The sequence below is a fragment of the Protofrankia sp. CiP1_Cm_nod4 genome (genome assembly GCF_982290645.1).
The window spans coordinates 2,141-13,521 of record NZ_CEVIVC010000024.1 but is presented as its reverse complement, the minus strand read 5'-3'; the positions used below and the strand labels follow the sequence as shown (position 1 = coordinate 13,521).

Below are 11,381 nucleotides of genomic sequence, written 5' to 3'. Positions count from 1 at the left end.
TGGCCACGGACCCGGCGGTCCCGGACCAGGTGGTCCCGGGTCCGGTAGCCGTGGGTCTGGCGGCCACGGGCCCGCCGCGTCCCCCGCGGGCCGGGCCGGGCCGGGCCGGGCCGGTGGCAGCGCACCGGGTATGGACGCTGGTCCCGCTCCCTCACCGGTTGCCAACGGACATCTGGGGGGGAATGGTTCCGCTCCGCCCGCACCGGCGCGGCACGGGTCCGGGCCGGCTGCCGGCGATGCCCGTCGAGCCGAGGGCCATCCCGGCCGCTGGGGGGCCCGCGGGCCCGGTGGCCCTGATCCGCTTGACATGACCACCGTCGTGCAGCGTCCCGCCGAGCGGGGATTCCCCGACCAGGGCGCGGACCAGGGCGCGGACCAGGGCGCGCGTCCTCGCGGCGCGGACCCGGCCGCCCGGGGCCGGGCACCGGGCACCGGCACCGATGCGGAGCGGGGAGCGCCGCTCTACACCGGAGCGCCCACGCAGGGATACAGCCCGTTCCCGGAGCGTGGGCGGGACAGCGTCCGGCCCACGCCTGCTCCTGCCGCGCTCCGCCAGCCGGGTGCGGGGCGTCCTGGCCCCGCCGGGGCGGAACCGGTCGGCTCATCCGGACCTGTTCCGCCCCGGTCGTCCGTGGCCGCCGGCATGCCGCCGGCCGCGCAGCCGCGGTCGCCGATGCCCCCGCCCGACTCCGGGCGGGGCACTCCCCGGCCCACGCGCTCCCAGTCCGCGCCGCACGGCCGGCCCGATGCCCGGGCGTGGCCGACCGCCGGGCCAGCTGGCGCGGCTGGCGCGGCTGGCGCGGCTGGCGCGCGCGGGCCGGCCGCCGGTGACCGGGCCCGCCCGGCGGGCCAACGGCATCATGATCATGATGCTCGCCCGTCCGGGGACCGGGTATCGGCCGGGGCCGGTCAGCGGGCAGGGGAGCGCGGGCCGTCGGCTGGATGGGGCGGCCCGGCCGAGGCCGTCTCCAGCGCGGACGACATCGAGGCCACCGATCGGTTCACCAGGCTTCCCGGCGAGGAGGGCCGTTCCGGCGCCGCTGGTCGTCCCGCTCAGGCGCGTACCGGGCGCGCCCGGGTGGACGCCGCTCCCGCCAGGGGTGGTTCCGGCCCGGTCCGTGCCGCCACCGCCGCCGACGCCGCCTCTGGCACCGATTCCGACGCTGATACCGACTCCGGCTTCGACGCCACCGCTGACGCGCGGGCCCGGCCGGGTGCCGCGTCCGCGCGGCGCCGTCCCTCGCGTGCGCGTCCGGCCGTGAGCCTGCTGGGCCTGCTGCTGGTGATCGCTGTCATGGTCGTCGGGTTCTCCGTCGGGCAGGCTGTCGCGGTGCCGGGCTCGGTCAGCGTGCAGTCACGGATCAGCGGCTGGGCCCGTGGCCATAATCTGGCGTTCCTCGTCGAGAGCGTCGACAGGTTCCGCTGATCGTCGATGTTCCCGGTGCCGCTGGCCGGGTTTCGATGATCGTTGCTGCCAGCTGGCGACTTGTCCGTATATTGATAAATATGTCGGATGGTAGTGTTTCATTGTTGCCTGATTTTCTGTTACCATGCGAGATGTTGATAAAATGGGGTGTAGCTCCCAAATAGTCCATCTACGCTAGCCGCTGTTTTGCAGTTGGTCATTGTGATGGTTGTTGTGCGAGGAATTCACTTCCGGGCTCTTGCGCTCGGGGCTTCCTGCATGTGAATCTGCATAGACAGGTCTGTCGCGCTCTGTCACAACATGTGCGACTTGGCGTGATGTTGGTCGGGTGGCGTCCCGGCCTGTCATCCGCGGCAGGAGGCTTCGCGTGCGTCCATATTCCACGCGTCCACACAGCAACGGCCCACGTGTCATCCGTCCGGCGGCCGGTCGTGCCGCGGACGCCTCCGCGGCCGAGGATCCCCGCGTCAGAGCATCGGCCCTGGCCGCCCCTGCCCCGCCGGGCCGGGAGCCGACCGCGGAGGAGGTCGACGCGATCGCCCGGGCGGTCTTCGCCAGCCCGCTGGTCGCCGCCGTCCTCCGCGGCCGCCTCCAGGTGGACTCCATCAGGATCTCCACCGGCTCGCCCGACTGGGCGTTCGTCGCGCTCCGGCCGCGTGAGCACGATCTCGACCCGGCCGTTGCCGTGCTGCGCTGGAACGTCAGCGGCGGCTGGGTGCTCGACCAGGTCGGCACGGCCCAGGTCGGCGTGGGCCGGGTCCCGGTGGCCGTGAGCGACGAATTCGATCTTGATGATGGACGATAGGGCGTGTCGGGCCTCCCACGCGGCCGGATACCGTTGTGAAGGTGTCCACACCGGCGGACGGCTCCGACGTGCCCACCACCCTGGCCGGGTGGCTGCGCGGCCTGCGGGATGACGCGCTGGCCCGGCTGCTCACCCTGCGGCCGGATCTGGCCACCCCGCCCCCGCCCGACTTCGACGTCCTCGGTGCCCGGCTGGAGATCCGGGTGAGCGTCACCCGCGCGCTCGAGCGGCTCGACGTCTTCACCCTCGAGGTCTGCGAGGCGTTGACACTGCTCCCACCCGCGGTGAGCGCGGCGGAGCTGTCGACGTTCTGCGGGGGCGCGGACGTGACAGCGGCCCTGGCGACGCTGCGCGAACGCGGGCTGGTGTGGGGGGACGACGCGGCCGTCGTGCTCGTCGGCATGGTCCGTGACCTGCTGGGCGAGCGTCCGCTCGGGTTCGGCCGGCCGTTGCGCGCGTGCCTGGGCGGCCATCGGCACACCCAGCTGGCCCGGCTCGCCGCCGCGGTCGGCGTCGACCCGCGCCGGGACCGGGGCGCGGCCACCCGCTCGGCCCTGCTCGACGAGCTGGCCGCCGTGCTGGCCGGGCGGGAGCGGGTGTCCAGGCTGGTCGAGGAGTGCGGCCCGCGGGCCCGCCAGATCCTCGACCGGCTCGCCGCCGGGCCGGCGCTGGGGCACACCGGCGACGCCGGGCGCCTGCTCGCCGCCTCCGACGCCCGTACTCCGGTGGAGGAACTGCTCGCGCGCGGCCTGCTCGTCGGTGTCGACGAGGAGACGGTCGAGCTCCCCCGGGAGGTGGGCCTGGCCCTGCGCGGCGACCGGCCGGCGGGGACGCTGCACGTCGACCCGCCCGCGCTCACCGGCCGGCAGATCGATCTCGGCCAGGTCGACGGCGCCGCCGCGCTTGCCGCCGGCACGCTGATCCGCCTGGTGACGGCCCTGCTCGAGGCGTGGGGAGAGGCCCCGCCCACCCCGCTGCGCACCGGCGGTCTCAGCGTCCGGGACTTCCGCGCCACCGCGAAGCTGCTCGACGTCACCGAGACGGTGGCGGCGGTGGTCGTCGAGACCGCCTACGCGGCCGGGCTGGTCGACGGCTCCACCGGGACGGACACCCAGATCATGCCCACGACGGCCTACGACCGGTGGTCCGTGGAGACCCCGGCCATGCGGTGGGCCGTCCTGGCCGAGGCGTGGCTGCACACCCCGGACGTCCCCGGCCTGGTGGGGGAGCGGGACGACAAGGGCCGCCAGCTCGCGGCGCTGTCGCTGGAGCTGCGGCGGCGCAGCGCGCCGGAGCTGCGCCGTCTCGTGCTGGACGCGTTCGCCGCCGCGCCCCACGGGCTCGCGCCCACCCCCGCCTCGGTGCGGGAACTGCTCGCCTGGCGGATGCCACGGCGCGGCGGGCCGTTGCTGGACAGGATGGTCGACTGGGTCTTCGCCGAGGCGGAGCTGCTGGGCCTCACCGGCCGGGGCGCGCTGTCGGCCGCCGGGTGGGCGCTGGTCCGCGGCGAGGCCGGGGCGGGGGTGAGCCGCTCCGAGCTGGCGGCGGCGCTCGGCCCGATGCTGCCCGAGCCGGTCAGCGAGCTGTTCGTGCAGGCCGACCTCACCGCGGTGGCGCCGGGCCCGCTGGTGCCGGAGATCGCCGCCGAGCTGGCGCAGATGGCCGACGTCGAGTCCGCGGGCGCGGCCACGGTCCACCGGTTCTCCGAGTCGTCCCTGCGGCGGGCGCTGGACGCCGGGCGGACCGTCGAGGACATCCGCGGCTTTCTCACCCGGGTGGCCCGCGGGGGCGTACCGCAGACGCTGGACTACCTGGTGGACGACGTCGCTCGCCGGCACGGGCGGCTGCGGGCGGGGCCGGCCGCGTCCTACCTGCGCTGTGACGACACCGCCGTCCTCTCCGAGGTGGTCGCCTCCCGGCGGACCCAGGCGCTGGGGCTGCGCCGGATCGCGCCGACGGTGGTGATCAGCGCGCTGCCCATGCCCAAGCTGCTGGACGGGCTGCGCGCCGCCGGTTTCTCCCCGGTGGGGGAGGGCCCCGACGGGCGGGTGGTGCTCAGCCGGCCGGAGGCGCACCGCACACCGGGCCGGCCGCGGCCGCCGGGCGGTGCCCAGGCGCGGGGCGGCCGTGACGAGCAGCTGCGCGACATGGTGCGGATGATCCGCCGCGGGGACGAGGGCGCCCGCACGGCGCGGGCAGCCGCTGCCGCGGCCGGCTCGCTGGCCACGGGGGCTGACGGGGCCGACGGGATGGTCCGGTCCGCGCCGTTGATCCTGGTGACGCTGCAGGGGGCGGCCCGCGCGGGCCGCCGGGTGCTGCTCGGATACGTCGACCAGCAGGGGACGCCCCGTGACCAGGTGGTCCGCCCGCTGACCGTCGAGGGCGGCTGGGTCACGGCCTGGGATCAGCGCACCACCTCGACCCGGCGGTTTGCGTTACACCGTGTGACCGGCGTCCTCGATATGGAGGACGCGCTCACGGGCAGTGAGATCAATAGCTACCCCTGGCTCTACGAGCCGGGCGGGATGGGCGGTTTCAGGGCCGCTTCCGCCCCCCGAGCCGGTCTCGGCGTCGGGCCGGCGGCCGTGAGCCCGATCGCCGTGGACACTGTCACCGTGCACACCGCCGGTATGGACGCCGTGCACACCGCCGGTATGGACGCCGCCGGCGGGCCGACGGCCGTGCCCGACCAGGCGCATCCACGGACGGCTGACGCGGAGGACATTCCCGGTCTGCCCTGACAGCGGCCAGGCCCGCCCCGCTTCCCGGTGGCCACCGGAGTCTCCCGATGACCGGATGCCGGCGGCCGGGCCGCTGCGCGGCCGGACCGCCCGGACAGCGCCCGCCGCGGGCGGTGACGACGGCCCCGCCCCGGGGCCGTCGACGAGCATGCGAGAATCGGCGGACGCGCTCGGTGCCCGCTTGCCGGCCGGTCTGGTCCGGCTGCCGGTCCGCCTGACGCAGTGCCGTGACATCGTCGTCCTGGAAGCCCTCGGACGCCGCGGGCACTCCGGGAGCCCTGGGAACCTCGGAAATCCCGGAAGCCTCGGAAACCTCGGAAGGGTGGTGAGACGTGCCCGACGGCCCGTTGATCGTCCAGTCGGACAAGACCCTGCTACTGGAAGTCGATCACCCGCTGGCCGGCAACGCGCGGGCCGTGATCGCGCCGTTCGCGGAGCTGGAACGTTCACCCGAGCACATACACACCTACCGGATCACCCCGTTGGCGCTGTGGAACGCCCGGGCCGCCGGCCACGACGCCGAACAGGTCGTCGACGCGCTCGTCCGGTTCTCCCGCTACGCCGTTCCGCACGCGCTGCTCGTCGACATCGCCGACACCATGGACCGCTACGGCCGGCTGCGGCTGGAGAACGACCCGGTGCACGGGCTGGTGCTGCGCACCGTCGACCGCGCGGTGCTCACCGAGGTCGTCCGGTCGAAGAAGGTCGCGCCGATGCTCGGGCAGCGCCTCGACGACGACTGCGTCGCGGTGCACCCGTCCGAGCGGGGGCGGCTCAAGCAGGCACTGCTGAAGATCGGCTGGCCGGCCGAGGACCTCGCCGGTTACGTCGACGGTGAGGCGCACCCGATCGAGCTGCGCCAGGACGGCTGGGAACTGCGCAGCTACCAGAAGGGCGCGGTGGCGGGTTTCTGGGAGGGCGGCTCGGGCGTGGTGGTGCTGCCCAGCGGCGCGGGCAAGACCATCGTCGGTGCCGCCGCCATGGCGCACGCCCGCGCCACCACCCTGATCCTGGTCACCAACACCGTCGCCGGCCGCCAGTGGCGGTCGGAGCTGCTCAAGCGCACGTCGCTCACCGAGGAGGAGATCGGCGAGTACTCCGGCGAGCGCAAGGAGATCCGTCCGGTCACCATCGCCACTTACCAGGTGATGACGGCCCGCCGCAAGGGCGAGTACCTGCACCTGGAGCTGTTCGGCGCCCGCGACTGGGGGCTGATCGTCTATGACGAGGTGCACCTGCTGCCGGCGCCGGTCTTCCGGATGACCGCCGACATCCAGTCCCGCCGCCGGCTCGGCCTGACCGCGACCCTGGTGCGCGAGGACGGCCGGGAGGGCGACGTCTTCTCGCTGATCGGCCCCAAGCGCTACGACGCCCCCTGGCGCGAGATCGAGGCCCAGGGCTGGATCGCGCCGGCCGAGTGCACCGAGGTGCGGGTGACCCTCACCGAGGACGAGCGGATGGCCTACGCCGTCGCCGAGGCCGAGGAACGTTACCGCATGTGCGCCACCGCCTACAGCAAACGGGCGGTGGTGCGCCGGCTGGTGCAGCGGCACGCCGACGACCAGGTGCTCGTCATCGGCGCCTACCTCGACCAGCTCGACCAGCTCGGCGAGCTGCTCGACGCCCCGGTCATCCAGGGGTCGACCCGCAACCGGGAGCGCGAACGCCTGTTCGAGGCGTTCCGGTCGGGGGAGATCAGCACGCTGGTCGTCTCCAAGGTCGCGAACGTGTCGATTGATCTTCCGGAGGCGGCGGTCGCCATCCAGGTCAGCGGCACGTTCGGCTCACGTCAGGAGGAGGCGCAGCGGCTCGGGCGGGTGCTGCGCCCGAAGGCCGACGGCCGGGGCGCGCACTTCTACACCGTGGTCTCCCGGGACACGATCGACCAGGAGTACGCCGCGCACCGCCAGCGCTTCCTCACCGAGCAGGGCTACGTCTACACGATCGTGGACGCCGACGACATCCCCGACCCCGCGTAGCCGTCCAGCCGCGCCCGGCCGTTCGGCCCCGAACGGCCGGGCGACGGTCACTCCGGGTTTGGTGGGTCCACGAGGGTGGACGGAATGATCGTGCAGGGTACCGGTGTGGTCACCGTCAGCTCCTCGTCCCCGGTCGCGGATCCCAGCGGTATGTAGGCGCCGTCGACGAGCCGGTAGGCGTCGACCCGCGGGCCGTCCGGGTCGACGAGCCAGCAGTCGGGCACGCCGTGGTCCCGGTAGAGGTCGAACTTGAGCGTCCGGTCGTAGCGGCGGCTGCCGGCCTCGGCGACCTCGACGACCAGCAGCGGCAGGCTAGTGATCCGTTGCGGGCGGTCGTCGTCGTCACCGGCCGCGGCCACGACGATGTCGGGGACGACCTCGCTGCGCGGCTCGATCCGGACGCTGACGTCACGGGTGTGGACGCGCATGTCGGCCGGGGTGGCCTCGACGAGCAGCCGGACCAGGCGTTTGGTCACCCGGGCCTCCAGCGGCGTCGGCCACGGGCGGATCACGAACATCCCGTCGACGAGCTCGAAGCGCGGGTCGAGCGCGAGCTCGTCGAGGTCCGTCACGGTGAGCGGCGGGGCGGGCAGCGTCAGGACGGGACGGAGCGACCGTGTCGCGGAGCCGGGAGCGGGCACGCCAGTAATGGTGCCTTGTGACCCGGAGACTGTCTAAATGTTCTTCGCCGGGCCGCTGTCAGCCGAGGCCGCGGGAGTCCTGCTTGAGCGCGGTGTCTATGGTGAGCGCGGAGGCGACCACCAGGCCGCGCAGCGGATCCGTCAGCGGACGGTGGATCTGGACGACGTAGTTGTCAGCGGTGGTGAACAGGGTGCGGGCCAGCCCCTCCCAGGTCTTCGTCACCCGGGCGATCTCGGTGCCGCTGTGGTCGACGATCGAGAAGTTCCACGCCCGCCAGTTCTCCGTTTTGATCATCCCGATGGGCGTCCCGCCGGTCTCCAGCGCGAAACGGATCTTACCGAAGATGTTCTGCTGGACGATCTGGCCGATCTCGAAGCCGTCCGGCCGGGTGACGATCACACGTGACCTGAAGACCTTCGCCGGCCGGGTGAGGACCAGATGGGCCACGCCGGCGCTGTCGCGCACCTCAAGCCGGTGGGTGAAGAACTGGTCGAGCGAGCTTACGAACCGCACCGCTTTCTTCAACGCGCTCTGGCCGATCTCGACAACCGAACCGATCTGGTTGCCGGCCTGGTCGAACACGGCGTATTCGTTCGTCAGTTCGATGAGCTTGGTCTTCTGGTTGACCACCAGGACCGGTTCGGTGAAAAGCGTCCCGCCACCGCCGTGGACGGGTCGCACGCCCGCCTGCTCGGAAAGCTGGCGCCGGATGCGGTCCGGTGTGTAGCTGGTCTGTACCGGCGCGTTCTGATAGCCCTGTGGAGTTCCCCAGCCCTGCGTGGGTGCCGCCTTGCCCGGTGATCCTGGCTGCCCCGATGGCGTGTCGCTGACCTGGTCGGTCCAGGTGGTGCCGTCCCAGTAGCGGAAGCCGTGCTGGCCGGACGGGTCGGCGTACCAGCCGGCCGGCGGCGTGGTCTGGGTCATCTCGTACACACTCCCGGTCATGGTGCTGTCCGCGGCCCACCGCGCGCCCATGGTGGCGGTAATCCCACCGGAACCGGCGCTTCACGAGAGTATGCCTGACATGCTCGACAAACCGCCGCAACCGCCGTTGACATCGCATACACGACGGATGACACCCGCGGCGCAGGCGTGACACAGGTATGACACAGGTATGACGTAGGTATGACGCGGGCATGGCAAAGGGGCGGCCCCGCCGTTGGGACCGCCCCTTTTTATCCTTTTTGCGTGAAATGCAGGCGATGGGCCTCAGAAGTCGAGGTCGCCGCCGCCGCCGGGCACGGCCGGGGCCGGGTTCTTCTCCGGCTTGTCGGCGATGACGGCCTCGGTGGTGAGGAACAGCCCGGCGATCGACGCGGCGTTCTGCAGCGCCGAACGGGTGACCTTGGCCGGGTCGATGATGCCGGTGCCGATCAGGTCGACGTACTCGCCGGTGGCCGCGTTCAGGCCATGGCCGGCGGGCAGGTGGCGGACCTTGTCGACCACGACGCCGCCCTCAAGGCCGCTGTTGTAGGCGATCTGCTTGATCGGCGCCTCCAGGGCGAGGCGGACGATGTTCGCCCCGGTGGCCTCGTCACCAGAGAGGTCGAGCTTCTCGAAGGCGGTGACCGACGCCTGGAGCAGCGCGACGCCACCACCGGCGACGATGCCCTCCTCGACCGCGGCCTTCGCGTTCGAGACGGCGTCCTCGATGCGGTGCTTCTTCTCCTTGAGCTCGACCTCGGTGGCGGCACCGACCTTGATGACCGCGACACCGCCGGCGAGCTTGGCCAGCCGCTCCTGCAGCTTCTCGCGGTCGTAGTCGGAGTCCGACTTCTCGATCTCGGCGCGGATCTGGTTGACCCGGCCGGCGATCTGGTCGGGGTCGCCGGCGCCCTCGACGATCGTGGTCTCGTCCTTGGTGACGACGAACTTGCGGGCCTTGCCGAGCAGGTCGACCGTGGTGCTCTCCAGCTTCAGGCCGACGTCCTCGGAGATGACCTGGCCACCGGTGAGGATGGCGATGTCACCGAGCAGGGCCTTGCGGCGGTCGCCGAAGCCGGGGGCCTTCACCGCGACGCTCTTGAAGGTGCCACGGATCTTGTTGACGACCAGGGTGGCCAGGGCCTCGCCCTCGACGTCCTCGGCGATGATCGCCAGCGGCTTGCCGGCCTGCATGACCTTCTCCAGCAGCGGGAGCAGGTCCTTGACCGCCGAGATCTTGCTGTTGACGATGAGGATGTACGGGTCGTCGAGGACGGCTTCCTGGCGGTCGGCGTCGGTGACGAAGTACGGCGAGATGTAGCCCTTGTCGAAGCGCATACCCTCGGTGAGCTCGAGCTCGAGGCCGAAGGTGTTGCTCTCCTCGACGGTGACGACGCCTTCCTTGCCGACCTTGTCCAGTGCCTCGGCGATGAGCGCGCCGATCGCGGGGTCGCCCGCGGAGATGGACGCCGTGGAGGCGATCTGCTCCTTGGTCTCGACCTCCTTGGCCTGCTTGGAGAGCTCCTCGGAGACGCGCTCGACCGCGACCTCGATGCCCTTCTTCAGGCCCAGCGGGTTGGCGCCGGCCGCCACGTTGCGCAGACCCTCGCGGACCAGTGCCTGGGCGAGGATCGTCGCGGTGGTGGTACCGTCACCGGCGACGTCGTTGGTCTTCTTCGCTACTTCCTTGACGAGCTCCGCACCGATCTTCTCGTACGGGTCCTCGAGCTCGATCTCCTTGGCGATGCTCACACCGTCGTTGGTGATCGTGGGGACGCCCCACTTCTTCTCCAGAACGACGTTGCGGCCCTTCGGGCCGAGTGTGACCTTCACGGCGTCGGCCAACTGGTTCATGCCGCGCTCCAGGCCGCGCCGTGCCTCCTCATCGAAGGCAATGATCTTCGGCATGGTGTCGTGGTCCTCCCAGGGGAATGGCTGTTCAATGGCCTGGCCAAGACGACGCCCGCGACGGACGGCCTGGTGGCCTCGTCGCTCAGCCCTGGCACTCGAAGCGGGTGAGTGCCAGCTCCTGTTTAGCACTCGAGGTGGGTGAGTGCAAGCTCGCCCCCCGTTGCGCCGCACGGCCGGACGGCCCGCCGCGGGCCCGGCCGCACGCCGGCCGCATGCCATCGTCCGGCCCGTGAACCACCGGTGAACCCCGTGCCGGTCACGTGCCCAGAACTCCGTTGAACTGAACAGATCGCCACGCGGGCGTCAAGCGACTACGGCGAAGCCCTGGCTGCCAGCCCAACGACGAACCCCCGCCGTTGCGCGCTGGAAGGACGGGGGTTCGCGGTGCTGGGGCACGTTCGCAGGCCGCGATCGCCGACCAGGACGGTGCGGTGCAGGTCAATCTGAATCTACCCAACGGGGCCGGGACGGTGCTGCGGGTGATCGGCGATCCACGTCCATGCGGTCCATGTGCCGTGTCACGGGCCGGTGGTGCCAGGCGTTTTCACGCCCGCCCTGGGGCACGTCGTCCGTCCGTGGCGTCCTCGGCCTCCCAGCGCAGCAGGTCGCCCGGCTGGCACCTGAGCACCTCGCGGAGCGCGGCGAGCGTCGCGAAGCGCACCGCCCTGGCGCGGCCGTTCTTGAGTACCGCCAGGTTGGCGGGCGTGATCCCTACGCGGTCCGCGAGCTCGCCCACGGACATCTTCCGCCTGGCCAGCATCACGTCGATGTCGACGACGATCGGCATCAGATCACCGTTGATAACGGGGACGTCGATGCCGTTGATACGGATGCTGCGGGCCATCGCCACCTCCTCGTGTGGTTTCCATGAGGTGCGGACAGGCCGGCGCCGCTCCGGGCATGGTGGTATCCGGGAAGGGGACGGCGGTGGGATCATGGGAGTCGTCCGTGTC

8 protein-coding genes are annotated in these 11,381 nt (G+C 72.0%); 4 read left to right on the top strand and 4 right to left on the bottom strand.

The annotated features are described in order from the left end of the window. Window positions 1–307 precede the first annotated feature (307 nt). From AC5LSR_RS07225 to AC5LSR_RS07210, 4 genes are all read left to right on the top strand, one after another. Window positions 308–1,426, top strand: a complete 1,119-nt coding sequence (locus tag AC5LSR_RS07225) for a hypothetical protein (protein ID WP_493465235.1) — start codon at window positions 308–310, stop codon at window positions 1,424–1,426. 367 nt (window positions 1,427–1,793) lie between these two features. Beyond that, a complete protein-coding gene (locus AC5LSR_RS07220) occupies window positions 1,794–2,231 on the top strand; it encodes a hypothetical protein (protein WP_250285418.1) in 438 nt (145 codons plus the stop codon). Between the two features lie 35 nt (window positions 2,232–2,266). Further along, window positions 2,267–4,972, top strand: a complete 2,706-nt coding sequence (locus AC5LSR_RS07215) for a helicase-associated domain-containing protein (protein WP_250285416.1) — start codon at window positions 2,267–2,269, stop codon at window positions 4,970–4,972. Between the two features lie 332 nt (window positions 4,973–5,304). Further along, complete coding sequence (locus AC5LSR_RS07210; RefSeq protein ID WP_250285415.1) at window positions 5,305–6,951, top strand: DNA repair helicase XPB; 1,647 nt, start codon at window positions 5,305–5,307, stop codon at window positions 6,949–6,951. Window positions 6,952–6,998: 47 nt separating this feature from the next. On the opposite strand, the gene AC5LSR_RS07205 is transcribed toward AC5LSR_RS07210, so the two are convergent. The 4 genes from AC5LSR_RS07205 to AC5LSR_RS07190 form a co-directional block, all read right to left on the bottom strand. Continuing rightward, complete coding sequence (locus AC5LSR_RS07205; RefSeq protein ID WP_250285414.1) at window positions 6,999–7,592, bottom strand: Uma2 family endonuclease; 594 nt, start codon at window positions 7,590–7,592, stop codon at window positions 6,999–7,001. A 58-nt stretch (window positions 7,593–7,650) separates the two neighbouring features. Continuing rightward, window positions 7,651–8,517 (bottom strand): LURP-one-related family protein, encoded by an 867-nt coding sequence (locus AC5LSR_RS07200; protein WP_250285420.1) that lies wholly within the window; start codon window positions 8,515–8,517, stop codon window positions 7,651–7,653. 285 nt (window positions 8,518–8,802) lie between these two features. Continuing rightward, window positions 8,803–10,425: a chaperonin GroEL gene (groL, locus tag AC5LSR_RS07195; RefSeq protein WP_250285413.1), complete on the bottom strand. Its 1,623-nt coding sequence runs from the start codon at window positions 10,423–10,425 to the stop codon at window positions 8,803–8,805. Window positions 10,426–10,972: 547 nt separating this feature from the next. Beyond that, window positions 10,973–11,272: a helix-turn-helix domain-containing protein gene (locus AC5LSR_RS07190; protein ID WP_493468276.1), complete on the bottom strand. Its 300-nt coding sequence runs from the start codon at window positions 11,270–11,272 to the stop codon at window positions 10,973–10,975. Window positions 11,273–11,381 lie beyond the last annotated feature (109 nt).